Source organism: Chryseobacterium sp. Y16C (genome assembly GCF_022488405.1).
GTDB classification, from domain to species: Bacteria; Bacteroidota; Bacteroidia; order Flavobacteriales; family Weeksellaceae; genus Chryseobacterium; species Chryseobacterium geocarposphaerae.
Window position 1 is genome coordinate 969,399 of sequence record NZ_CP092711.1, and the last position, 25,715, is coordinate 995,113.

At 35.7% G+C, this 25,715-nt stretch carries 15 protein-coding genes and 1 tRNA gene; 3 read left to right on the forward strand and 13 right to left on the reverse strand.

Translation table 11 applies throughout. The features are described from left to right. Window positions 1-9: 9 nt before the first annotated feature. The 10 genes from MKS83_RS04175 to MKS83_RS04220 form a co-directional block, all read right to left on the reverse strand. The gene (locus MKS83_RS04175) at window positions 10-3,051 is read right to left on the reverse strand and encodes a SusC/RagA family TonB-linked outer membrane protein (RefSeq protein WP_240582093.1); all 3,042 of its coding nucleotides are present in this window, start codon (window positions 3,049-3,051) and stop codon (window positions 10-12) included. Between the two features lie 318 nt (window positions 3,052-3,369). Then, window positions 3,370-4,458 carry an L-rhamnose/proton symporter RhaT gene (gene rhaT / locus MKS83_RS04180; protein WP_240582094.1) on the reverse strand — a complete coding sequence of 363 codons (1,089 nt, stop codon included), beginning with the start codon at window positions 4,456-4,458 and terminating at the stop codon, window positions 3,370-3,372. 387 nt (window positions 4,459-4,845) lie between these two features. Then, entirely contained in the window at window positions 4,846-5,994 is a 1,149-nt protein-coding gene (locus tag MKS83_RS04185; protein WP_240582095.1) for a glycoside hydrolase family 88 protein, read from the reverse strand. Window positions 5,995-6,000: 6 nt separating this feature from the next. Next, window positions 6,001-6,777: a rhamnogalacturonan acetylesterase gene (locus MKS83_RS04190; RefSeq protein WP_240582096.1), complete on the reverse strand. Its 777-nt coding sequence runs from the start codon at window positions 6,775-6,777 to the stop codon at window positions 6,001-6,003. 9 nt (window positions 6,778-6,786) lie between these two features. After that, window positions 6,787-8,667: a rhamnogalacturonan lyase gene (locus MKS83_RS04195; protein ID WP_240582097.1), complete on the reverse strand. Its 1,881-nt coding sequence runs from the start codon at window positions 8,665-8,667 to the stop codon at window positions 6,787-6,789. A 366-nt stretch (window positions 8,668-9,033) separates the two neighbouring features. Then, window positions 9,034-9,837 carry a DUF4350 domain-containing protein gene (locus tag MKS83_RS04200; RefSeq protein WP_240582098.1) on the reverse strand — a complete coding sequence of 268 codons (804 nt, stop codon included), beginning with the start codon at window positions 9,835-9,837 and terminating at the stop codon, window positions 9,034-9,036. A gap of 140 nt (window positions 9,838-9,977) precedes the next feature. Then, window positions 9,978-12,749: a glycosyl hydrolase gene (locus tag MKS83_RS04205; RefSeq protein ID WP_240582099.1), complete on the reverse strand. Its 2,772-nt coding sequence runs from the start codon at window positions 12,747-12,749 to the stop codon at window positions 9,978-9,980. A 256-nt stretch (window positions 12,750-13,005) separates the two neighbouring features. Then, window positions 13,006-14,331: a rhamnogalacturonan acetylesterase gene (locus tag MKS83_RS04210; RefSeq protein WP_240582100.1), complete on the reverse strand. Its 1,326-nt coding sequence runs from the start codon at window positions 14,329-14,331 to the stop codon at window positions 13,006-13,008. Then, window positions 14,331-17,186 (reverse strand): glycoside hydrolase family 2 protein, encoded by a 2,856-nt coding sequence (locus MKS83_RS04215; protein ID WP_240582101.1) that lies wholly within the window; start codon window positions 17,184-17,186, stop codon window positions 14,331-14,333. The genes MKS83_RS04210 and MKS83_RS04215 overlap by 1 nt, the downstream gene beginning before the upstream one ends. Next, on the reverse strand, window positions 17,186-18,562 hold the full coding sequence (locus MKS83_RS04220; protein ID WP_240582102.1) for a glycoside hydrolase family 28 protein: 1,377 nt from the start codon (window positions 18,560-18,562) through the stop codon (window positions 17,186-17,188). Before MKS83_RS04220 ends, MKS83_RS04215 begins: the two co-directional genes overlap by 1 nt. 246 nt (window positions 18,563-18,808) lie before the next feature. Here MKS83_RS04220 and MKS83_RS04225 point away from each other — a divergent pair, with 246 nt between their 5' ends. The 3 genes from MKS83_RS04225 to MKS83_RS04235 all read left to right on the forward strand — a co-directional run bounded on the left by MKS83_RS04225 (window position 18,809) and on the right by MKS83_RS04235 (window position 20,315). Continuing rightward, window positions 18,809-19,189, forward strand: coding sequence for a hypothetical protein (locus tag MKS83_RS04225; RefSeq protein WP_100375883.1), 381 nt, complete (start codon window positions 18,809-18,811; stop codon window positions 19,187-19,189). 13 nt (window positions 19,190-19,202) lie between these two features. Continuing rightward, window positions 19,203-19,718 (forward strand): hypothetical protein, encoded by a 516-nt coding sequence (locus MKS83_RS04230; RefSeq protein ID WP_240582103.1) that lies wholly within the window; start codon window positions 19,203-19,205, stop codon window positions 19,716-19,718. 84 nt (window positions 19,719-19,802) lie between these two features. Continuing rightward, entirely contained in the window at window positions 19,803-20,315 is a 513-nt protein-coding gene (locus MKS83_RS04235) for a hypothetical protein (RefSeq protein ID WP_100375885.1), read from the forward strand. A 179-nt stretch (window positions 20,316-20,494) separates the two neighbouring features. Here MKS83_RS04235 and MKS83_RS04240 read toward each other — a convergent pair. The 3 genes from MKS83_RS04240 to MKS83_RS04250 form a co-directional block, all read right to left on the reverse strand. Then, window positions 20,495-20,568: transfer RNA gene (locus MKS83_RS04240), tRNA-Arg, on the reverse strand. Between the two features lie 62 nt (window positions 20,569-20,630). Then, window positions 20,631-22,394 carry a TonB-dependent receptor gene (locus MKS83_RS04245; protein WP_240582104.1) on the reverse strand — a complete coding sequence of 588 codons (1,764 nt, stop codon included), beginning with the start codon at window positions 22,392-22,394 and terminating at the stop codon, window positions 20,631-20,633. Between the two features lie 87 nt (window positions 22,395-22,481). Next, window positions 22,482-25,445 (reverse strand): tetratricopeptide repeat protein, encoded by a 2,964-nt coding sequence (locus MKS83_RS04250; protein WP_240582105.1) that lies wholly within the window; start codon window positions 25,443-25,445, stop codon window positions 22,482-22,484. Window positions 25,446-25,715 lie beyond the last annotated feature (270 nt).

Here is a 25,715-nt window from a genome sequence, read left to right on the forward strand (position 1 = left end):
TATTACATATTAGAAAGTTAAATTAAGCCCAAGAACATAACTTCTTGAACGTGGATAAGTAGAACTGTCATATCCAGGGGTAACTGTCACCCCACTCGCTGCAGAAACTTCAGGATCATAGCCTGAATATCCTGTAATGGTTGCTACGTTATTAACTGTAAAATAAATGCGGGCATTGGTTAACATTACTTTGCTCAAAAAATCTTTAGGGAAAGAATATCCTAATGTGATCTGAGCAATTCTCAAATATGAACCGTCTTCTACATAATATGATGACGGATAAGCGATATTCGCTGTATTGGTATTGCTTAAACTCCAAAGTCTGGAACCTTCATCGGGATTAAGTTCTTTTAATCTCACCAAGTTTGTTGTTGCCAGTCCTGTATTGGGATCAATTAAATGATAGTAATTGTTTCCGAATTCTGAAGGAACATTCTGGAACATGGCATAGGGGCTCAAACTTTGTTTTGTAGCATTATAAATATCATTCCCAACGCTAAATTTCATAAATATTCCCAGATCAAAACCTTTGTAGGAGAAGTTATTGCTTATTCCTCCGATAAAATCAGGGGTACCATTTCCGATTTTCTGCATTTTTCTTGTAAACTGATCTCCGGCTGCATTATCTGCTGCAAACTTCATATCACCTGGTTTTGGGGTTCCGGAAGAAGGTTTTACAACCCCGGGCTTTAAAGTTAATGATCCATCAGCATTCTGTATAAAATCATCAGTTGTATAAATTCCTTGGTAAACGTAGCCATACATATCTCCTAACTCCTGCCCAACAGTTGCATAATAAGTTACCATCCCTGTTCTGCTACCTCCAACACTGAATGTTTTATTCAATTGTCCATCTTCAAGAGAAAGCACACGTGATTTGTTGAAAGAAATATTTAGATCTGTTGTCCATCTGAAACTTTCTGATTTTAAGTTCACCGTATTTAACGTAAATTCCATCCCTCTGTTTCTCATGGAGCCGATATTCTGATATTGTCTTGAGTATCCTGTAGAAACCGGAAGTAAACTTTCCAGCAACATTTTGTTGACGTTATTATTGTACCATTCGGATGTTAATTTAATTCTATTGTTGAAAAACGCAAGATCCACCCCAATATTCGTCGTTCTCAGCTCTTCCCATTGAAGAGTAGGATTTCCCCAGTTTGTACTTGTAACATAAGCCGGATATCCCTGAGTATTATTTATCGGATAATCTGTTAGTAAAACATTGGTTCTCCATAAATTATTGGAAACCCCATTATTTCCCGTTACCCCGTATTCAATTCTTAATTTAAAATCATTGATAAAGTTATTGATTTTGTGATCCTGCCAGAAGCTTTCCTGAGAAACACGCCATGCTCCCGCTACGGAAGGAAAATATCCCCAACGAACATCTCTAGCAAATTTTGAAGAACCATCGGCACGTATTGTTCCTGTAATTAAGTAACGGTTGTCATAGCTATAATTTACACGTCCGAAATATGAAAGTAAGCTATTGCTTGATCTGTCTGTATTTTTATCCGAGACCGTTGCATTTGAAATATCATCCAATCCAAAGTTAGGATAAGGGAATTTAATCAGTCTCATGCTGCTCCCCTCAGATTCTTCATACCATATTTCATTTCCAATTAAAGCATTTACTTTATGTTTTTCGCCAAAAGTTTTATTATAATTTAAAGTATTGGTGATCTGATAACGGAATGACTCTGCATTGGAAATGCTTCCGTTAATTCCTGTATTTACAGGATCCGTAAGGTAGGCACGGGAATTTCGGTCTGAAAACGAAGTTGCTTTACTGTTTGTCCAGCTATATTGCCCTGCAGTTCTCCATGTGAAGTTTTTCAAGAAGTCAAATTCAATACCTGCATTAGCGACGAAAGTTCTGGTACGTTTGTTAGAAGTTGATGCCTGGGTTTCAATATATGGATTTTCTGTATCAAATCCAGAATCTAAAGATGAAAAATCAGGAAAAGTCTGAATGTTGAATAGCTGGTCCGTTGTAAACAATGTTCCTCCGTTAATAGGCTGAAGAAGAATTTTTTTCATTCCTGAATAAGCCCCTCCTCCATTCAAAGAATTATTCGTAAACATAGTGTTGAAATCTACTCTTACTCCTTTATACAGTTCCGAATTGATGTTGGCACGAAGTGAGTTTCTTGTTTCACTGAAATTTTGAAGCAAACCATCCTGCTTATTATAATTATAACTGATGAATGCTTGTGTTTTATCGTTTCCTGCAGAAACATTTACATTGTGGCTTTGAGTTACTCCTGTTCCTCCCAACATTTTATCCTGCCAGTCTACTGCTGCTGCAGATCCGTAACGATTGGCAATTCTCTGGAATGCTCCGGAATAGAATCCCGGTGTATCTGTTCCTAAACCATTATCAAAAACATTACTCCATTGTGATGCTTTTGACTGAAGCTGCGCCAATTCGTACTGATATTTCACATATTGCTCCGGATTGGAAACCATATCAAGCTTTTTCGAAAGCATATCAAAGGACATAAACGTATTGTAGTTAATCACCGTTCTTCCTTTTTTACCGTTCTTGGTTTTAATCACGATAATCCCGTTAGAACCGCGCGCTCCGTAAATTGCAATTGCAGAAGCTCCTTTCAAAATGTCAATACTTTCAATATCATTTGGATTAATAACATTTAATGCATTATCTAACTGAAAACCGTCAACAATATAAAGCGGATCCGAACTTTGCGTAATTGAAGAACCTCCTCTTACTGTAACGTTGGCACCTGCTCCCGGAGCTCCACCCGCTGTCACAATATTCAAACCGGCTGCTCTTCCCTGTAATGCCTGTAAAGCATTCATAGCCGGCGTAGCTGCTAAGTCTTTTGCTGAAACTGAAGATACTGATCCTGTTAAGTCTGATTTCTTCACTTTACCATAACCGATCACCACAACTTCTTCAATATCTTTAGTCTTGTTTTTTACAGTGTCATTTACTGTCTTTTGTCCGAATACAAAGCCAGATGCCAGCAAAAATAGCGGTGCAATAAGCGGCTTAAAATTCTTCTGTTTGATTTTAATAGACATATATCAATTTTTATCTTACCAAAATACATCGTTACAGAAATTCCGGCATCCTGCCATATCCTGCATCAAAATATTCATATTTTAACTCAAATAAATACGAAAACCACAAACATTAATCACAAATATTAAAAATTTAATCACATTACATTGAATTAAATTTAAAATTCGCAAGAAATAGTATTACCAAAAACTGTAGTACTCCCCCCGAAAAGTTATTCCTTACATAAAAAGGTACTGAAAAATCAGTACCTTAAAAGAGTTATCAACTAACCCAGAAACTATATGAATAATAAAAAGTATATTAAATTTACCAGCCATCTATCGCAAAGAATTCCCGTATCCTACAATTAAGATAGAAATAAACATTACAGTCATCCCCATAACAATGGTAGAAATCGTTTTTTTGGAAACGCCTTTCCATTCTTTAATGATGACGCCCCATAGATTAGCGATCAAGATGATAAATGCCATATGTAAAATCCATGAACTCGGACCATTCCCCATTTTACTTTCTCCCATACCATAAAAGAAAAACTGTAGAAACCACATCGTTCCTGCCAATGCACAAAAGATAATATTTGCTAAAACAGGTACATTTTTTTTCTTATAATCAGTATACGATTTATTTTTAAATGAAAGATAAAGACAGCCAATCAGGTTAGTTGCCATTCCTCCCCAAAGCACTACAACATAGGTTACATTATTCTGAAAAAGGAATTCTCCCTGTCCCGGATTTGCAGCTTTCCACAGATCGTTAGCAATAATTGCCATTGGTTTTCCGGCTTCCAGACCAAAATTAAAACAGGCACTTAAAATTCCTGAAATAATAGAAACCAATAAACCTAATCCGAATTTATATTCTGTTTTTACTTCTGTTCCGTGAGGATCTAAAGAATCGGTTTGCAATTCCTTTTCCTTCATCATTCCGGCTTTTCCACTGATAATAATACCTACTACGCAGACCAGAAGCCCTAGTAAAACAAATTGTCCCCATGTATTGGAAAACATTAAGCCTATATTATCTTTTCCTCCTTGTGGAGAAAATTCATAATAAATAGAAGGAACCAATGACCCGAAAATCATACATAGCCCCAAAATAATGCTGCTTCCTAATGCAACGCCTAAATATCGGACACCTAAACCATAAGTAAAACCTCCAATCCCCCACAAAGCACCGAACAAAAACGTTAATCCCAATATTGATGAACTTTCATTCTGGATGATCTCCCAAAAATTCGGTATCGTCATAAAAGCAGCCAGTGGTGGTACAATAATCCAAGAGAATATTCCTCCTATCAGCCAATACGTTTCCCAAGACCAGCCTTTTACTTTTTTATAGGGCAGATAAAAACTCCCCGACGAAAACCCACCTAAAAAATGGAAAAAAACTCCTAATAATGCATTCATATTTTTAGCTTATGATTGAATTTGAAAATTAATACTATGGAATCGATTGCGCATCTTGTAGTGTCATGCACCTGATTTTATTATTTTCTTTTCGGTAATAAAACTAAGATTTTTTATCAATTCTGTTATATTAGTTGAATAAGGTCGTTTCAGAATTCCTAAATCTTATTTAATACACAGGTTTTCAATACAATAAATCATTAACTAAATGAATAAAGAGTGAATAATTTCATTCTTTTAAGCAAAAATTTTCAAAATACTTTTACCATTTTCACATCTGAAATGATAAAATTGGAGTTGAGAATATTAATCTTATACAAAAAAAATAAGGGCTTAACTAAAATTTTCTTTAATTTTAATTAAACCCTTATTAATCATGTAATTGTATTATTTCAATTTATAAACTTCACTAGCTGCAAGCAATAAACAACCCAATCCGTAGTCTTCAAAATCCGGAACTTTGTCTATAGCTAAAGGCTGTCCGTCTTTGGGTTCTTTTCCGGTTCCCTGAACCCAACCCAGAAATCCGTTCGGCTGGACAGAATCTTTTACAATCGCGTTCCATGCTTTGATCAGAACAGGCAAATATGTTTTTTTATCAATTAAACCTTTGTTAATCCCATGCGCCATTCCGTAAACAAATAAAGCCGTTCCTGTTGTTTCTTTCCCACCAAAATTGGTTGGATCATGAAGACTTACATTCCAGAAACCATCTTCTCTCTGAAGAGGAACTAATGCTGATAAAAGATCTTTATAATCCTGTAAATATTCCTTATAATGAGGATCAGATTTTGGCGTATCTTCTAAAGTACGGGCTAATGCTGCTACTACCCAGCCATTACCGCGGCTCCAGTAGCAGTCTTCCCCATTAGGCTCTTTATAGGGTGGTACAAAACTTTTATCCCTCCACCAAAGTTTATCTTTTGCATTGTACAAACCATTTCCGCCATGCTTGTATTTTGTAAAGGCATACATTTCATAATTTCTGTCAAAATACTTTTTGTCACCCGTAATTCTTCCCAACTTCGTAAAAATAGGCATCGACATTTGCAAAGCATCAATCCACCACCAGTCATCAACCTGCTTGGTTGCAATCATACTGTCGATAGAAGCTTTTACGGCTTTAATTCTTTCAGGGTTTTTCTTCCCATCAATTTCATAAAGATCAATATAAGTCTGTCCACAAGCCTGATGGTCTGCATTTCGTGTATATGTTCCGCGCATCAAATCCCAGTTGTGCTTTTGCGACCAATCCATGGCATAGTTATAATATTCTTTTTTAGGATCTACTTTGTATAAAGCTATTAATCCTTCATAATAAACAGCACGCGTCCAGAGATTACTCGGCCATACTTTTTTTCCCACAATCTCTTTTCCCGGATCAGGCCATTTGTTCATAAAATATCGATTGGCACGTTCTGCAACTTCCAAAACTTCTTTTTTATTTGGAAGAGCCATTTTTTGTTTTTGAGCGGAACACGAAGAGAAGCCTCCGATCATCATCACAAAAAAGCTTGCCGTTAATAGTTTTTTCATAATATTTTATTTTATATATTTTTTTAATTCACATTTTTTCAGTTGCCTAATTCCTTTTGTTACCAACTCTGCATTTAAGATTGCTCCTTCCTTATTGGTATGCGTATGATCTTTTGGAAAGAAAATTTTCACTTTTTCCGGTCCCATTTTCTGATATCTTTCAATAACCATTTCATTCAGGTCAATAAAATAGGCTCCGGTTTGCTCTGCAACTTCTTTTGCCCAAACACCATATTTATCTTTTTCTATTTTCCCGTCTTTGTCAAAAATATTTCTTGGAATCGGTGAAACAATAATTGGAATGGCTCCTTTCTCTTTAGCTTCATTTGCATATTTTCTCATGTAATACCCATAAGTATACACCGTTTCGTTTACTTTCCGGATCGGATTGTAGATGTCTTTAGACTCTTCTCCGATACCTTTAATAGTTCCCCTTGCTCTTAAAGTATCTGCCAATTCGCCTCCATCATTGTGGCCGAACTGCATCAAAACATAATCACCTTTTTTAATAGTTTTCATAATGGAATCCCATCTTCCTTCCGTTAAAAAAGTTCGGCTGCTTCGTCCGCCTTTTGCGTGATTTTCAATTTCAATTTTATCCGTATTTAAAAACAAATCCATAAAACTTCCCCATCCCCAAAGTGAATCCGCACCTTTTCCTGAACCGTTCTGTACAGTAGAATCTCCGATAATATACAAAACAGGTTTGTCCTGAATCTTTTGAAATGAAACTCCTAAAAGCACAATCAATATAACAAACGGAATAATTAATTTGATTTTCATAAAATGATTTTATTTTTTGGGATTTACTATATAAATATTTGGCTTCGGAATTTCTTTCACCGATTCATCTAGATAATAATCCGTATGTGGCGGTTGGTTATATCCTACATTTTGCCAGACAATACTCAGCCGATACTGTGGATTATGCATCAGAGTATACAATCGATGTTTCGTCGGAATAGTCGTACTGAAAATTCTCAATTCCTGATTGTCGGCGGTTCTGTACATCACTTCTTCACGCCAGTCTCCAAATAAGTCGGCAACCAAAGACGGATTTTTCTTCGTTCCGTTATTCGATTCACATTGAAACTTTTTAGCATCAAAGATGACATTTGACTTCGAGTTTTTCCAGTCCCATTTCGAAACAACAGTTCCGTCTAAAATTTCGCTTAAAAAATCACCGTCCCAATAAGCTCCCATATTACAGGCCGGACTTTTTTCATCGATTTTATTTCCTTTAGCATCGTAAAGACCTTTCACTCCGGCTCCTGCAGCCCAACATTCCGAACCTTCATAACGGGGATCAATATTTAAAGACACCCCCCTTCCAGGTCCCTGAAACTTACTTTTTGAACTATATTCCAATGAAGGTAATTTCCATAGTACTTTTCCCGTTTTTCCATCCCTGAAATGGGCTCCTGCATCATCAAATCTCTCCTGAATATCAAAAATTTCCAATCCCGGATTGGATGGATCTAAATCTCCAACGTGTAAAGCGTCTCCGTGACCATAACCTGTACTGTTCAACACTTTTCCATCATCATCAACCGTCATCGCTCCAAAAATAATTTCATCTTTTCCGTCATTATCAACATCGGCAATGCTCAGATTATGATTCCCCTGCCCGCGGTATTGTTTGTTTTCCTCCGAACTTTCCGTATCAAAAAGCCAACGGAGACTGAGTTTTCTATCTTTAAAATCCCAGGCTGCAATCGCAGTTCTTGTGTAATAGCCTCTCGACATAATCACACTCGGCGTTTTTCCGTCGAGATACGCAACAGCTCCCAAAAACCGGTCGATACGGTTTCCTTTGGCATCGCCCCAAGTTTCGGTCATTTCTTCATTGGTAGGATTTAAACTGCCTGCAAATCTGGGAACCTGATAATTGACTGTGTTTATTTCTTCACCTGTTTCTCCATTAAAAACCGTTAGAAATTCCGGACCGGAAAGAATCATTCCGTTTTCGTTGACATAATTTTTAGTTGGATCTCCAATGAATTTTCCTTTTCCGTCTTTGCTTCCGTCGGCGGTTTTCATAACGATTTCCGCTTTCCCATCTTGATCTAAATCATATACCAAAAACTGCGTATAATGCGCTCCTTCCCTGATATTTTTGCCTAAATTAATTTCCCACAAAAATGTTCCATCCATTTTATACGCCTGAATAATCGGCGGGTCTGTTTCTCCTTTCTGACTGTTGTCGTGGGATCTTCCGGTTTGATGAAGGATGATTTCGTATTCTCCGTCGCCATCCAAATCGGCAACTGAAGCGTCATTCGGAGTGTAACCTTCAGGTGTTTTTAAAGGAATTGAAAAATAAGATTTTTGATTCGCTGTGTACTTTGCAAAATCTTGGTCAACGTCCTGATGTTGCGTATTTGATTTTACGAAATAAGTGTAATTCTTCCCTTTGTCAGCGGTTTTATCTAAAAAATTGGTCTCGTTGAGCAAAGGTTTTTCGTTCAGCTTTTTGGTCTGATTATTTTCTGTGCGATATAAATCAAAATGAGTATTCTGAGCTTCCGCTCCTAACAATCGCCAACTTATAAAAACGCCTGATTCGGCGGGAATTGCGACAATTCCTCTTTTCAGGTATTCCATTTGTCTTTGGGCAAAGAATGTTTGCGAAAGAAAAATGGCGGATGTAATGAAGATATATTTGATTTTCATAATTCTATACCAATATCTGATTATTTTTATGTTTTGGCTAAATGCTTTTATAAACTAATATTTTCACAATGTCATTCTGACGAAGGAAGAATCTCCTTAGTTTATTTGAGATTCTTCACTACATTTCATTTCGTTCAGAATGACAAACACTTTATCAATAATATCTGAAACGTTGAATCTCTCGCAGCCCGACTTGAGCGGAAATCCTTTTTTGCGTATTCTTTAAGTTATTTAGACTGAAATTTCTTTGCAAAAAAGATTGGGAGCGGAAGGCATAAATGAGAAAAAGCGAAGGCTTTTATCGAAATTTACGAACGAAGTTCATAGCTGCCCAAATAATAAATTCAATCGATTGCATAAATTCAATTATTTTTTAGAAACCTGCTTCAACAACCACTTTACCCACTCTTCAGTTCCTTCATAATTAGAAAAATCTTCGGTAAGTTTTTTGCCGTCGATATACTCGTTGTAGCACCACGGATCTCCCAATGCGAAAACGGTTCCTTTGCCAACTTTTGCAATCGCTCCAATGTTCTTGCCTTCTGCCGTCAAAATGGCTTTGGCAGGAGCTTTTACGTCCATCGAACTTACTTCTTTCATATATAATTTTTGCTCGGAGAAAATCTCATTTCCAGCCGGAACCATTACTTTTCCCTGCTCAAATTCCCTTTTCTGAACGCGGTTGTAACTGTCATCATTAAAATGAATCCCGAATTCTCCCGCTAATTTGTTGAAATGTTCAAACTCAGAATTGCCATTGTCGTTGCTCATCAAAACCAAAACACCGCCTTTTTTCACCCATTCTGTAAGGTTTTTGATGGAATTGACATCAATAAGATTCGCTTTTCCTCCGTACGCTTCTTTGTCGATATCGGGATCAACAATGATGTAAATATTAGCGTTTTTCAAGTCTTTTTTGGAAGGAGCCGTCGTCAAAGTACTGATTTCTGCACCTTGTTTCTGGAAAATTTCGCCCAACAAATAGAATCCGCCATTGGAAGAGTCGTTCCACGTGTAATGCCAAGATTCAAGGACTTTGGTTTCTTTATTTTCCTTTTTTTCGTTGTTGAAAAAGTTGTCTAAGACGACTTTCGGTTTGTTTTGGGCATTGGAAAATCCGAATGTGAGGAGTGTTCCTAATGCTAATGTTTTTACGATATTCTGCTTCATATCTATTTATTTTAAATTATTTGTTGGTTTTTCGCAAAGACGCAAGTTAATGAGAAAAATACTTTTTTAAGGCGCAAAGATTTTATCTTCGATAAAATTATTTTGTCACTTTTTCAACAAATAATGTTTCATTTTTTAATTTATTTTGAATAATGAATTGGAATTAATTGAATTTCGCCATCTAAACCTGAAGGTTGTACTTTCCAGTTGGAAGCATCGAACGTCTTGTAATCGATGTTGACAAAATTAATTTCGTGGTAATTTCGCCATTGGATTTTATTCTGGTCCATATAACGGATTCTGTTTGCCATCAGGTTGGAAACCTCAATCTGAATGGTATTTTTTCCTTTTTTCAAATATTTTCCGACGTTGATTTCAAACGGAAGGCTCCAGACAATTCCGGCATCCTGACCGTTGATGATTACTTTTGCACTTTCATACAATTTGTCGAATTTCAGTACAAAATCGTCAGCTTTTTTATTTAATTTAAATGAAGTTGTATAAACTCCGGTTCCCGAAAAACTCTGCGTTGAAGCATCTTCTGTGAAATTCGTCCAAGGTTGAAGTTTGTTCAAAGTTTTGGATTTCGGAAGTTCGGGACCACCTTCTTTGAAAGTGAGTTGCCAAGGTTGATTTAAAACAATCGGAGTATCTATTTTTTCAATATATTTCCATTTTGAAATTGAATTATCTGGCGTTTCTGAAGCTTTTATAATTAAAGATTCTCCTGATTTTAACTGAACCCTGACTGAATTATTCTGAATTTCGGCAATTCCAAAATCACCATTTTCAGGATTCATCAAAGCAACTTGTTTTCCAACAAAATTCAGCGGAATATTTTGATTGATTTCCTTTGAAGTATGATTGACTATGTAATAATATTTTCCGCCCTCGAACTTTCTTCTGACGAATTTCAATCCTGTATCCGTTAATTTTTCTCTTTCTATTTTTAAATATTCTAAAGCTTTTTCAACATCAGAACTCAAAACGATTTTTCCCTTTCCGAATGTTGATGATTTTAAATTTCCGTCTTGCTGAAAAGGAATTTCAGACCATAAAGACTGTAATTCAGTCCTTCTTTTTTCAAATTCAAAAAATCCCTGAACGTCTTTCGGCTCACTTTGGAAAATCACCGAAGCTCCGTTTTGAGCCAAATTTAAAATATTTTTCAAGGTTGATTCAGAGAAATAATTCAGTTGAGGAATCATTAAAACTTTGTAAGAACCACCATTTTCAGAAACCTGGATATTCTGATTTTCAAACTTCGCTTCAGAAATCATTTTATCTGAAATCATATCGAGAGAATAACCGGATTTCCCTAATTTTTCAAGGTTTTCGTAAAATACGGTAGGATGCAACCATTTTTCAATATTATGAATTTTGAACGCCATATCTTTCCCTTTCGGACTCGCCCATTGGTCGTAAATTGGCCAGTACATCAGGATTTCGTTGTCCGATTTTCCACTTTGTAGAACAGATTGCGTTCTTTCGATGTAAGAATTTAAACCTTTAATATTTGGCCATAAGGAATTTTCAGGAACAAAATTCGTCGAAGCATAAAACAGCCAACCCGGAAACTGAACATCAGCCGGCGTGTACGTCGTTCCGTGATAAAAAATGTGATTGATTCCAGACAAAAAAATCTGTTCGGCTTCAGGTTTTACTTGTGACCAAGATGTTTTGAAATGTTCCGTCAACCACGTAAAAGATTCATTGGAAATCAAAGGTTTTCCGGTAATGTTTGCCGCCGAAGAAGCAAATTTCAACATATTGATATCGGGAACTTCCTTTGTATTAATGTCTTCCAGATTTCGTTTTAAACCTTCAATATCAAATTTTGTACTTCCGAAAGTTTCAGATTCAGGAATATCGACTGCAGCATATAAATCCAGCAAATTCCCCGGAGAACCGTGTGCCTGATTGGTATTTTTTGAGTTTTTGGAATGTGCCCAATTAGTAAAGCTTTCTGTGAAATTATGCAAAATCAGTTCGCTCATGGTTTCACGATAATCCGATTTTATTCTTCCTGCCATCTCACTTTCACTATCCTCTACCAAATATTTGATGTAAGGAGCTAAATCGTAACCTCTTCTTTTCTTAAATTGTTCTTTAAAATCGGCAGTCCAGTCGGCGCCGTAAACCTCATAACTGTCATTGAAAAACGAACGGATTCCATAGTTTGAATTCCCAAAAGCTTTATCAAAAGTTTTCAGATAATCTTTCGTCGCGTCGGGAGAAAAATGGTCTAACGTATAGCCATCACCACCCGGAGCGGCACGTTTTACTTTCTGTAAAGTTTTGCCAACAAAAATGGCATAAATTGTCCATTTTCCAGAGGTTGGTTTCCAATTTAAAGTTCCGTCTGCATTGATTTTATCTGTAATAACTACCGCTTCATTTTTCTCGTTGTAAGCTGTGACAATATCAAGTTTTGTAGTTTTTAAATTCTTCTGTTTTTCGTCTTTTAAAACAATATTTTCAGAAAATTTTTCATTCGGCTGAATGTAATAAGTCTGAACAATCATTTTTGTTGCCGCATCATTTTCATCAACTTGTGGTCCACCAATTGGCCAACCTGTTCCGACTGCCATATCAACACCCATTTTCAGACTTTTGGCTTTATTTGTTGTGAACTGCAGCATCTTCATCCATTCCGGAGAAAGGTAATTGATGTATTTATTCTCAAACCCTTTTGCTCCGTAAATCGGGACAATCTCTACTCCACCAAAACCAGCATTGGAAAGGGTTGTCAGTTGTTTGTCTAAACCTTTTTCGTCAACGGCGCTTCCCATCCACCACCAACGCGTCCAAGGTTGAGCGGTGTTCGTTGCTTTTGGCCACGGATTCTGTGCGGAAAGATTTCCGAAGGCAAAATAGATGACACTGAGTTTTATGATATTTTTAATTTTCATTTTTTACTTTTTATTTTAACCACGCTTTAAATTAACCACAAAAGTCACAAAAGATTTTGGCACACTAGTTATTCTAAGTTTGTGATTCTACTTTTCAAAAGAACACTTAAGTTTTGAAAACATTGGTTTTCTTTTTCAAACCTATGATTTAGGCGTTTGTCATTTCGAGGAACGAGAAATCTGTTTATAGATAGATTCTTCACTACACTTTGTTTCGTTCAGAATGACAAGCTGCATATTATTACTCACAAAAATTTTAATTTCCATCAGGTTTTAAAGATTCCATAAAAACAGATTCCGGCCAATGGAATTTTTCAACATCATCGGGTTTATTGGGGTTAAAATTTTTATAATTCTTTGAAATGTATTTTTTTAAAGGCAAATTTTGGTCAACGATGGATTTTACGACACATTTTGCCAACTCATAAGCTCCGTAAGGATTGAAATGCGTATCGTCTGCCAAAACATTCGGTTGGTTTGGGTAAGCGTTTGCGGGATAATAGACAAATGCTTTCTTCGCCGCTTCCGGTCCCATCGCTTCGAACAATATTTTGCTTAATGCATTTAAATCAATCAAATTCACTTTTTCTTCTTTTGCAATTTCCCGCATCGCGTCAGGAAAATCGTCTAAAGTGTTGACAATTTTATTGTTTTCATCAAAAACTCTGCGATTCATAGAAGTGACCAAAATCGGAATTACTCCCAATTGTTTTGCTTTTTGAATCCATTCTTTTAATCTTTTTCTGTAACCTGATTTTGTACTGTTTCCCGCTTTTTGGTCATTGTGACCGAATTGAATGAATAGATAATCTCCGGGTTTTATTTGAGTCCAAATTTTATCGATTCGGTGGCGGTCTTCAAAGGCTTTCAAAGTTTCTCCACTTTCGGCATAATTGGCAATCACCACTTTGTTTGGAACGAAAAAATACGATAACATCTGTCCCCAAGAAGCCCACGGTTCATATTGCGCATCAACAACCGTCGAATCTCCCGTTAAATAAATAGTTTTCGCCGTTTTGTTGGGTTGAATGATGACTGAACACACTTTCGGAGCGTTATCATTAAATTCAATTGTCAACAAATTGTCCCAATGTAAATATTTTGTTTCTCTTGGTTTTAATTTTACAATTCCGATTTTTTCGCCGTTTTGATTTCGGATGATGCTGTCTTTTACGTGAACTGAAATTTGTTTTTCAACAATTTCGCTCTGTTTTGTTTTGATATCATTCAACATCAATCGGCGGTTTTCTACACGGACTGTTGTTTCCGAAGTTCCTTTTGTATCGCCTAAATTCAGTCGAATATCATAATTTCCTTCCGGAATTGCGACCGAAAAATAGAAAGGTTTGTCACTTGTGATAAAATCTCCCGTCAAAGCATTTCCGCCATTGTCAACAGATTTTAAGCCGGAAACATCCATAAATCCGTAACCTACCTTTCTATCAAATTTTGAAGTCGAAGTAATGGGAATAAAACCCTTTTCCACTCTATTTCCACCAAAATCAAATTTGAAACTGGTTTGTTGTCCAAAATAAAATGAACAGATAAATAGTATTAAAAATGACAATACTTTTTTCATCATTAATCCGTTAAAATATTTTCTTTTGGCATTGTGAACTGTTTATTTTCATCGCCCAAATCAGGCAATCCGAAGTAGAAATACAAAGTTCTTTTGAATGTTCCATTCAGATGATTGGGTTCGCTTTCTAATCCTAAAGATTCGGTTTTATCGTTAATGTTAAACGCCAGAACAGTTCCCAACGGTGGAATCGCATCTAGGAAAGAAATATTTCCGCTTGGCAATTTCGGATAACCTTCCGCTCCGTAAATTCCGTAAAAATCGAAAAGTCTCACGAACATTTTTTCCTCTTTGGTTCCTATTGTAATTTTGCCTTCTGCGGTATCCAATTGTAACCACGAAACATCATCAAAATAGCCTTTAAATTCAGGATAAATCCACGGCGATTGTCCGGTTCTGGTTGAATTTTTCAAATTCTGCCAAACATTGTAAGTCTGCCCCTCAGTTCTATTTTTCCAAACGTGATAAGGGCCTTTCCCAAGCCATTTTGCATTGATGACATAATTTTCAGGATAATCGAAACTTACACCTGAAAATTGGTAATCTCCCGACAAAGAATATTCATAATTCAATTCTAAAATCCCATTCGGATTGAGCTTCCAAATGATTTTATTTCCGTTTTTGTAATTGACTTTAATCAGTTGATTTTGTCCTTCTGCAAAAGATTTTATGGATGATAATTCCATTGTTCCGTTCACGAAAACAGGACCGTTTTTGAAGGTCATTTTTTTGCCTTTCTTATCAACAATGACTGATTTCAATAAGCCGTCTTTTTTTCCAATGGCAAATTCTTTTTCGTCTGATTTTAAAATAAATTCAGCATCATTTTCTGCCACAGAAACCGGAAATTCTCTAATTAAAGATTTAGAAAATTGCTTCGAAATTTCCTCATTCGAATTCAATTTCCAAGTCCAGGTATAAATTTCTTTTCCGAAAGCATCGGTTGCGGTTAGTAATAAACCTTCATTTTCCTTCCAGTTTGAAGGAAGATTTAAATTGATGGTTCCTTTTTCTGTCGGTTGAATATTTGGCGATTCTGCTTTTCCTGTTTTAATAATATCAAAACCTGATTCAGAAGAAAATGGAGTTTTAAACTTAATTAATTTCCATTCAAACTGACAATCCTTTAAATTCGTAAAATGATAACGGTTTTCCACAGGAATGATTCCGGTAAAATCATTCTGCAAGGTTTTCGAATCGATTTTTATAGGACTGTAAATTTCACGGATGGCATAAAAACTTCCTTCTTTCTCACGATGTGGTCCTAAAACTCCATCGGGAGCGTTAATCGAATTGACATCAATCTGATTATTGAAATCCGTTCGTACCAAACCTTCATCTACAAATGCCCATAAAAAACCTCCCGCTCCTTTTTTGGAATTCCAGTGCAGTTCCCAATAATCGGCGAGAGAAGTTCCGCCACCGCCGTCGTCTTGTGCGTGTAAAAACTCGGTCGGCATATAAATATTTTCGCCTTCAAGAATGTTTTTTGTACTGTAATAATCTTCGTAATGATTGCAGTCGATTCCGTTGAAAGCGTTTCCAGGTTTGTGATGTGCGTGAATGACGGAACGATTCGACAAGTCGTATTTTGCAAATTCTGCATCCAAATCAAAATTATGTCCGCCTTCGTTTCCGTTGCTCCAGAAAATAATTGAAGGATGATTGGCATCTCTCGTCACCATTTCTTTCACCAACTTTTTTCCGGCTTCTGTGCTGTATTTTTTTTGCCAACCCGCCAATTCATCCAAAACGTATAAACCGAGCGAATCGCAAATTTTCAGAAATGATTTATTCGGCGGATAATGAGAACAACGAACGGCATTCATATTCATTTCTTTGACGAGCTGAACATCCATTAAATCTATGTTTTCTGTAACTGCTCTACCCGTTTCCGGCCACCAAACGTGACGGTTGATGCCTTTCATTTTCACTTTTGTTCCGTTGATGAAAATTCCGTCACCTTTGCGGATTTCAATCGTTCGGAAACCGAATTTTTCTTCGGTTTGACTGATTGTTTTTTTGTTTTTATTTAAAGTGAATTTAGCTTTGTATAAATTCGGTGTTTCGGCCGTCCAAAGTTTTGGATTTTTAACGGAAAAATGAATCTGTTTTAAAGTATCTCCTTTCTGAATCTGAACCTGAGATTCGACAACCAAATTATTCTTAACATCAAATAATTGTACTTTTATATTGTTGGCAGAATTGATTTCATTTACATAAATATTTGAACGAAAAGTTCCGTCTGCTTTGGCTTCAATCGCCGTCCAAGAAATATGTTCTTTTGGAATGGCTTCCAAATAAACCGGTCTGAAAATTCCACCTAAAATCCAGTAATCTGCGAGACGTTCTGCATTGTTGACGGATTTATCAGCCGACATTTTGGAAACTTTTACTTCCAAAATATTCTCTTTTCCGAATTGAATTTTATCTGAAATATCATATTTGAATTCATAAAAAGCACCCTGATGAATTGCTCCCGCTGATTTTCCGTTGATTTTCACTTCGGTGTCGGTCATTGAACCTTCAAAAACGATGTTGACGGTTTTTCCTTTCCACGAATTGGGAACGGTGAATTTGTGTTTGTACAAACCAATTTCGTCGTGAAACTTGAAATTTTTACCATACGTCACATAATCCCTACCGTAATTATAGGAACCGAAACCTTGCTGTTCCCAATGTGAAGGCACATTGATTTTGCTCCAGCTTCCCGATTTTCTACCGGAGTTTATCCAAAAATCCCATTCTTTGGTGTGTTCAGCATCTTTCCCAGTTAAGAATTGGATTTCTTTAGACTGAGAAAACAAAAACTGTGAACAGACACATAACAGAGCTAATATTTTGAAAGAAAAACTCATTATTTTGCGGCGATGTCGGAGTCGTCTTTTTTATCGTAAGATTGCGTAAGAGTAGCTACTTTCGTCACATTGACTTTGGTTTGCTTCAAATTTTGAATGTTACTCAAATTTTCCATTTCGGGTTTTAAAGCTTTGATTTTTAAATTCTCAAAAGTGAAATCTTTTAAATCAAACAAATCAGATTTTTCAATTGAAAACGCTGTCTCGCAACTTAAATCTATATTTTTGATGGTAATATTATTTGCCAATCCTTTTCTCGGTCTTGCTTCGCCTTTCAAATCAAAAAACTGATTCCAACCTTTTGCGTAAATGAAAGTTTTTACGTTTCCTTTAATGTTATCTAAAGTGATGTATTCGTAATGCTGAGGTGTATCGGGACGCATTTTCAGGTGCAACAATCTTGAAGCATCTTTCACGGTAGAATTTCTGAAAATGATGTTGTAGTTGTGAATCGATTCGCTTCCGCAAGTGAGCGCAGAATGGCAGAATCCGAAAGTATTGTCTTCGATGATAATGTTTCTATTTTCGCCATTATTCGGGTCAACATCTGCTTTTGGACCTTTCCCTCCTTTTAAAGCAATCGCATCGTCATTCACCGACATATAACAGTTTTTCACCAGGAAATTTGAACAGGCATCGATATCAATGGCGTCTGTACTTGGTGCTTTTACAGGAGCTTTAGGCGCTAAAATCGTTAAGTTTAATAATTTTACAAATTGAGACTTGTAATAATGTGTACTCCAGAATGGCGAGTTTTTCACCGTAATTCCTTCAATCTGAATATTTTTTGAATTGGAAACGTAGATGATGCGTGGTCTCATTTCATCCATATTCGTACATTTAGGATTCCATTCTCTTCTTTTCCAGAATGATTTCCAGAATCTCAAGCCATTTCCGTCAAGCGTTCCTTTTCCTGAAATGGTGAAACCGTCTAATCCGTCTGCATTAATTAAAGCCGGAAAATATTTTACGGTTTGACCTTCCATTCTCGTTGTCACCACAGGAAAATCGTTGATATCATCGCTTCCTTTTAATTTTGCTCCGGTTTCTAAATGTAAATGCGTCCCTTGTTTAAAGAAAAGTGAACTGATGAGGAAGGTTCCTTTCGGTACGACAATTACTCCTCCGTTTTTTGAAGCTTCATCTATAATATTTTGAACTTGTTTGGTCTGAAGAATTGTACTGTCATTCTTCACCCCAAAATCTGTGATAATATATTTCTTGCCTAATTTATTGATGTCTGTTGGTTTGTTTTCTTTGAACCATTTCGGAATGGCTGTTCCGTCCGGGAATTTGTCCTGACTTTTTACTTTTATCGAAAAGAAAAAAAGTAAGCATGAAGTAAAGAAAAACTTTGATATATTTTGAAATTTCATAATCTTTCAGTAAAACCTGAATTTATTTTAATTAAACTAATTAACAAAATAAAAGTATATATTTTACCTGCTCCTGGCATCCTGCTCTTTCATGATATCCTGATAAAAATAAGACAAATCATCATTACGATCGATCTATTATGCACATACATAAAAATATTTTGCTTTTTTTTCAAAATTAAACACAATAAAGTGAAATATTTATTATATTCGCAACACTAAATACATTTTTAAATATTAATAATTATGAAAAAAACTTTTCTATCGGCAATTATTGCCAGCATTTTCTGTGCAGTTATTTCATGTTCAACAGAAAGAACATCTTTAGCTTCAATCGAGGATATGAAATCAACAGAAATGTCTTCTTTTGACAAAGCACTGAAAGACATCATGAAACCAGAGAATCTTTCAACCCCGGAGGAGAAAGCTCGATTGGGCGCTCAATTGAATGACAGAGCACTCAATATTCTTTTCAATGCTTCATTAAAACTTACAGGTAAAAATGGCAATAATAACCTAAGCGAAAACAGCAGCAGAGTAGAAAAAGAACAAGTAATTGTAAAGGCTACCGAGCTGTATTTTTCTAAGCTGAACGCCATAAAAGCTAAGCAAAAGGCAGAGAATTAAAATTTTTTAAGTCATGAAAAAAATATTTCTCTCACTTTTTGCCATGAGCACATTACAAATATATGCTCAGAAAACGATTAACATATTTAATTATACTAATTATAATTTAATCAATTATTTAGTTGGTGCAGATCAAACTAATAATTGTTACCCATCAATTAGTGGAACTAATTACCCAATTCCGGTACCTCCTTTAGGTGCTGTAAGCTATACAGGCTATTACAACAGCCAGCTTCAAAATCCTGGTATTAATAGCTGGGATGTAATACTTGCGCCTAATAATGGCAGCACGCAGCCCAGTACCTCTCCATTGCTTATCGCATTGGGAGCCAGTACAGACTGGATGATGAATAAATTTTATGTGTCTGACCCAAGTGGTGCTCCACTATACTACAGCGGCGCTTCTATAGGTACGCTAAGCTGTGGCGCTCCTTTGATCAGCACTTTAACGCCAACTTCTACAACACCATATCCTTTTGAGGCATTTTGGTTTGTTGCTGGTGGACAAACCTATTTTGTACTGCAATAATAATTAAATCTTTACACCACTCCTTCAGACATTTTGATTTGTATGAGTGATCAAACATTATTTTGTAACCCAACTTTAAAAGCTATGAAAAAAACTTTAATTATATCATCGATACTTCTTTCTTCAATGGCATTTGCACAAGGAAGCTTAAACATTTTTAACAATTCAAGTTATGATCTTGCTATGCGTGTTGAAGCAGGTAACACCGCCAATTGTCTGCCCTCTGTAATAACCAGTATGAATTTTCCGGCCTTAACAAGTGATGTTATCAATAATTTCAATGACTCACTGCCGTATGCTACAGGTTGGTCTGTGAGGTTATCTCCAACAGGCAGTCCAACGAATGTAACAGTTCCTTCAGGCCTGCTAACGACCGTTTCGTCACTTACTCGGTGGCAATTTTGCTGGTACCAAACCATGGATCCCGTTACAGGTAATACAGTCTATGATACAGTAGACTTCAATATGGGCGATCCTTCTGCATTTCCGAATTGCGGATGGAGCAGCTCGCCTACTGTTATAGGAACTGTTACCCAAGCATTTTGGTTTTATATTCCTTCAGCAAACGCTACTTATTTAGTGATTGATCCTGCTTAAATTCTGATAAGAGTTTCTTATTAAAAAAAATATTAGTAAACTCATTCAATAATTAAGTTTATAAATTAATTGAATGTAAATCCCTGAACTTTTGGTTTGGGGATTTCTATTATAAACTTCAAGGATAAAACAAAAAAGAAAACTTGTAAATATTTACAAGTTCTCTCTTGATTAAAAAGTGACCCCGGAGGGATTCGAACCCCCAACCGACGGAGCCGAAATCCGTTATTCTATCCAGTTGAACTACGGAGCCATTTTATAAATGATAATAGCTGATATGATAATCATCCATCTATTATCATTTATAAAAATTGTTTAGAATGTAATCTTCACCCCACCCAAAATCTGAGCACCAAGAACTTTATATCCTTTGTAGGTCTGGTATTTTGAGCTTAGAAGGTTATTTCCGAGTGCGAAAATACTGAAATTTTTGTGAATTTTATACTCTGCCGAAAGATTTAAATCTGCATACCCACCTACTTTATCATTGGTGCTTTCCGTAGACTGATACATCATCGGACTTCCAACTCCCTCAAGCATAAATGAATTCGTGGTTCTGTCGCTTGCAAAAATACCTTTGAAACCTAGTAATAATTTTTGATCAAGCATCGTATATTTTGCCCCAATCGTTGCCGTTAATAAAGGAACATTATAGATATCCGAGTAGTTTTTCAAGTCAAACTTTGTGAATTTAGCTTCAGCATCCAATACTAAATTAGCCAATGGAAAGTACTGTAAGCTACCTTTGATATCACTTACATTTCCGTCATCATACACTGCCGAGAATGTATTCGCGAAGTTATAAGCAGAACGGTTTAAAGTATAGTCATTATCGAATAAACTATTTGCTTTGAAGAACATAATGTCTCTCATTTTTCCATATCCTGCAGAAACATCGTATTTGAAAGTCTCGTCGATATCTCCTCTTAAACCTACATAGAAATGGTATTTTGTTTCTGTAGGTCTCAAATACTGGTCTGAAACAATGAACGGATTTTGCTGTAATAAATCTGCGTAGGTATTCAGTTTTAAACCTCCGTCAACTCCACCATAGAATTTAAATCCGTTGATGGCAGCATATTGAAATTCCGCTTGAGGAAACCAGTATGTTTTATTATTTTTCAGCTGTTCAGCCATCAGATCGTTTGAATTTTTCGCATTCAAAAACTCAAATGAAGAACCCAACATTAAATAAGAATCTCCTTTTCTGAATGTTACTTTCGGAGCTAAATTGGTATTGAAAAAATTAGCTGAGTTCTTATCCCTTATTGCAAATTCACTCTTCACAGCTTCTAAACCTACTCCTAAATCAGCATTCAGATTAATCCCGGATTTTCCGATCTCCACAGCATGCTTGGAAAGATTAGCCAAAACGGAAACCTGATTTTCCTGTGCATCAAAATGGTCTTTTAAGAAAGACGATTTTACTCTGATATCATTTAATATTTCATTAGAATAGAAATCGTAGTATCCATTTACTTTAAACTGATTTACCCGCTGATCCAAATCTACATCCCCAGGTTCTAATGCATAGATTCCGTAGTAATTATAACTGTTCAGATTATATTCTGCATTTAAATTGAATTTTCCTTTGTCTCCATAAGAATTAAGAAAAGCTCCCAACGTTGTAGCACTTTGTTTAGAATCCCAAGCATATTCTTTTTTCAATCCCTGAGTAGAAAGGAAATGTGCATCTGCTCCTACTTCGATTTTATTTTCTAATGTTTTAGAAATGTTGGCATCACCTAAAATTTTCCCGAAATTGCCCATTCCGAACTGGATATAGTTATTCTGGGCTGTTCCGTCAAATTTTGGGGTTACATCTGCTCCCTGAATGGTTGAAGTTTTGAAATCGGAGACCGCAGGAACATCTGTAATGGTATATTTTACAGGATTCTGGGATTTCTCTTCCGGCGGATAATTTTTAATCGTTTCCACAGAGGTTTTCTTTTTTTCGATCTTCTTTACTTCCGGTTCTCTTTTTTTATTAAGAATCAGTTTTTCTTCTTTGATCTGGGAAAACGCCACGGACGAAAACCCTAAAAATATGATGGATAATAATTGAATTTTTCTGTTCATTATTTTTTGTATTTAAGTATTTGTGTAAAAAGTATTCATGATTTTCAGTTATATAAATACATTTTACGTTAATACATTAGTACACTTTTACTTTTTAATCTGTTTTTTAACTTCTTTAGCTTCGGCTACAATCTCAGGGAAATCTTTATAGTTTTCAATAATCTGATCACATGTATAACTTGCCTGATAATTGTCTTTTAATCCCAGATAGTTTTTCGCCATCAATACCAATGCTTTTGCTCCCCAATACTCTTCCGAAGCATAGTTATTAGCAAGCTTAAAGATGGTTTCATTAGAAGATTTGAAAGCCTTTCCTTTATTCTGATAGAAAGCTTTTGCATAAAGTGATTCTGCCGCAACAGAAGTGTTCGACGATTTTTCAAGAGAAGTATAAGCTGCCTGTGCATCCTTGTCTTTTCCTGAATTCATCAAACTTCTTGCTTTAATCACTTTTGCAGTTTCAATAACAGCTGCTGAGTTTTTGGTATTTGCAATGACTGCATCTGCTAATTTTTCAGCCTGAGAGAAATTCTTTTCATCCGCATAAATTTTCATCAGTTCTACATTCGCATAGTTTTTAATGCTTACGTTTGATGAATTCTTAATATTTTCCAGATATTTCTTAGCCTCTTGAGTATCACCCTGTGTCACATAAATCTGTGCTAAACGGGTTTGTGCATCATCCTGATAATCATTCTGAACATTCGCTACTTCCTGTAAAACAAGCAATGCTTTTGTTGTATTATTGGTTTGATAATAACTTTCCCCCAATTCATATTTCGCCTGGTAAAGTCCCTCTCCTGTTGGGTTTTGTGTTAAATATTTCTCGTAATAAGAAATGGCATTCTTATAATCTTTCTTCGTGAAATACTGTTTTGCTGTAGACAGGTTGATTTCATCAATTTCCGCTGCATCTACATTGATACCAATGTTTTTTGCAAAATTTTCATATCCAGCAACATCACCGTTCTTCGTAAAAATCGGTTTTGCAGCCTGAACGATTTTCTCTGCATAAGGCGTATTTTTATATTGTTCGCCCAAAGATTTCAATTCTGATAATGCTTTATCATTCTGGTTAAGATCAATATAATTTTGTGCTCTGTAAATGGAAGCATTAGCTACCAGGTCTTTGTCAGACGAAGTTTTAATTACTTTATTAAAGAAGTCATTTGAATTATTAAAATCATCCTGGGCTGCATAAGCCGTTCCGATTTCATATTGAGCATCGTCATAGTATTCAGAACCCGGATATTTCGATAAAAGGCTATTTAAATTGGTAATTTTCGCCTGAGTATCTCCTTTAAATCCTAAAGCCATTGCTTTTTGGTATAAGGTATAATCTGTAGCGTCTTCATTTTTATCATAAATGGCAATCGCCTCATTCAGGTCATTATTTGCATAATGAATATCCGCTAAACGAAGTTCTGCATCATTTTTAAATTCAGGTTTCGGATTCGTCAAATATTGTTTAAAATAGGTTGCCGCCTGATCAAACTTTTTAGATTTAAAATAAGCATATCCTAAATCGTAAGGTAATTGCTGCTTTTCCGGGAAGCTTTCGTTCAGTAATTTTTCATAACGAACAATGGCAGACGGATAATTTCCTTTCTGATAATAAACCTGACCTAACCAATATAAAGCTCTGCTGTGAAATTCTTTATTGATGTCAAATTCCAGACTTCTCAATAGATATTTTTCAGCTTCGTCATAATTTCCTTTGTTAAACTCTTCTGTTCCTAATAAATAAGAAACTTCCTGATCTACTTTATCTATATCGGGAGATGAACTCTGCAGTTTGTCTATTGCATTCAGGGTTTCTTTAAAATTCCCGGAATACAGATAAGATTTCACCAGAAGTGATCTCATTTCCGATACATTTCCTGCATTTTGATTTTCGTTGATGTAATTCTGAATAACTGCAGAAGGGCTTTCAAACGGATTACCGATATCGTAACTCAGTTTTGCATATTGCTCATGCGCTAGTTTTTTCACCTTCGGATCATAGTTCATCTGGTAAGATGAACGGAATGCTGAAAGTGCTTCCTGTTTTTTATCAACGGCCAAATAAGCATTTCCGAGCTGATAATATGCATTTTGGGCCAACGCAGAATTACTGTTCAATAACTGGTTATAATAAGAAACAGCTTCATCATATTTTTTAAGCTGAGCCGCAACAAATCCCATTTCATACAGATCATTTTCAGATGGATTCTGCTGAACACTCAAATACTCTTTTAAATGTGGATAAGCCGAGTCATAATCGCTTTTCATAAAATAGCTTTCCCCAATGATCTTATGAACCTCTGCTTTATAAGAATCAGAAATATCTTCATTCAGCAAAGCATTACCTTCGGTAATTGCCTTATCATAATCCTTATCATTATAATACATCTGAACATAATACGGACGTACCAGTTTAGAATATTTCGATTGGTCTTTTACGGAATCAAAATACTGGAATGCCTTATCATTCTGTCTGTTTGAATAGTACAGATGTCCCAACATATAAGCAATATCGCCTTTTTGAGATTCATCCGCTGTTTTATAAGCTTCTTCCAGGGCATCTGTTGCCCCTTTAGAGTCTCCCAACATAAATTTAGCATATCCTAGCTTTAAAATATACTGCGTATTTTCTTCTTTCGAAAGTTGATACTGATTTACTTTCTTCAATGTTTCCAGAGCCTTTTCAAAATCTTTTTTAGCCAAATAATAATCCGCCAAAGGAAGATTGGCCTGTGCAAAGTATGCAGAATTAGGATATTCCTTCATAAAAGCAGTCAATCCTTCTTCAGCATGATTTTTCTGAAGGATTACTCCTATTATATTATCGAAAAACTGCGCAGCCTCTTTTCTGGATCTTGATAAGTTCTGATTATAAAAATATTGTCTCGCATATTCAAATTGCGAGGCATTATATATTTTGGTCTGGTAAAGATTTTCGGCTAGATTGAACCTGTAATTTTCTTTCTGGGTAAAATATTGGGACTGTTGAGCATCGGAGATTCCGAAATACAATACTGCAGCCGCTAAAAGTATTTTTTTTGATTTCATTCTTCTTGATATAAGAAAATTAGTCTAAATAAGTTAACGAAAATATTAAAAACTTATTGTTTAAGCAAGTTTTAACAGATTTAAAGATTGTAAATAACAATTTTATAACAATGACACTTTTTCTCACCGTCACATATTCAATTTTACTACTTTCATCTGATAAAATGTAAACAATTTTAATAAACAGTTATCAAAAACTTATTTTAATTTGATACTTTTTCAACAGCAGCCAAAAACATACCATAAACACACCAATACATGAAATTTAAG

Excerpts from the sequence above, each read along its gene's own strand:
- MKS83_RS04175 (WP_240582093.1), bottom strand. The coding sequence starts at position 3,051 with ATGTCTATTAAAATCAAACAGAAGAATTTTAAGCCGCTTATTGCACCG.
- rhaT (WP_240582094.1), bottom strand. The coding sequence starts at position 4,458 with ATGAATGCATTATTAGGAGTTTTTTTCCATTTTTTAGGTGGGTTTTCG.
- MKS83_RS04185 (WP_240582095.1), bottom strand. The coding sequence starts at position 5,994 with ATGAAAAAACTATTAACGGCAAGCTTTTTTGTGATGATGATCGGAGGC.
- MKS83_RS04190 (WP_240582096.1), bottom strand. The coding sequence starts at position 6,777 with ATGAAAATCAAATTAATTATTCCGTTTGTTATATTGATTGTGCTTTTA.
- MKS83_RS04195 (WP_240582097.1), bottom strand. The coding sequence starts at position 8,667 with ATGAAAATCAAATATATCTTCATTACATCCGCCATTTTTCTTTCGCAA.
- MKS83_RS04200 (WP_240582098.1), bottom strand. The coding sequence starts at position 9,837 with ATGAAGCAGAATATCGTAAAAACATTAGCATTAGGAACACTCCTCACA.
- MKS83_RS04205 (WP_240582099.1), bottom strand. The coding sequence starts at position 12,749 with ATGAAAATTAAAAATATCATAAAACTCAGTGTCATCTATTTTGCCTTC.
- MKS83_RS04210 (WP_240582100.1), bottom strand. The coding sequence starts at position 14,331 with ATGATGAAAAAAGTATTGTCATTTTTAATACTATTTATCTGTTCATTT.
- MKS83_RS04215 (WP_240582101.1), bottom strand. The coding sequence starts at position 17,186 with ATGAGTTTTTCTTTCAAAATATTAGCTCTGTTATGTGTCTGTTCACAG.
- MKS83_RS04220 (WP_240582102.1), bottom strand. The coding sequence starts at position 18,562 with ATGAAATTTCAAAATATATCAAAGTTTTTCTTTACTTCATGCTTACTT.
- MKS83_RS04225 (WP_100375883.1), top strand. The coding sequence starts at position 18,809 with ATGAAAAAAACTTTTCTATCGGCAATTATTGCCAGCATTTTCTGTGCA.
- MKS83_RS04230 (WP_240582103.1), top strand. The coding sequence starts at position 19,203 with ATGAAAAAAATATTTCTCTCACTTTTTGCCATGAGCACATTACAAATA.
- MKS83_RS04235 (WP_100375885.1), top strand. The coding sequence starts at position 19,803 with ATGAAAAAAACTTTAATTATATCATCGATACTTCTTTCTTCAATGGCA.
- MKS83_RS04245 (WP_240582104.1), bottom strand. The coding sequence starts at position 22,394 with ATGAACAGAAAAATTCAATTATTATCCATCATATTTTTAGGGTTTTCG.
- MKS83_RS04250 (WP_240582105.1), bottom strand. The coding sequence starts at position 25,445 with ATGAAATCAAAAAAAATACTTTTAGCGGCTGCAGTATTGTATTTCGGA.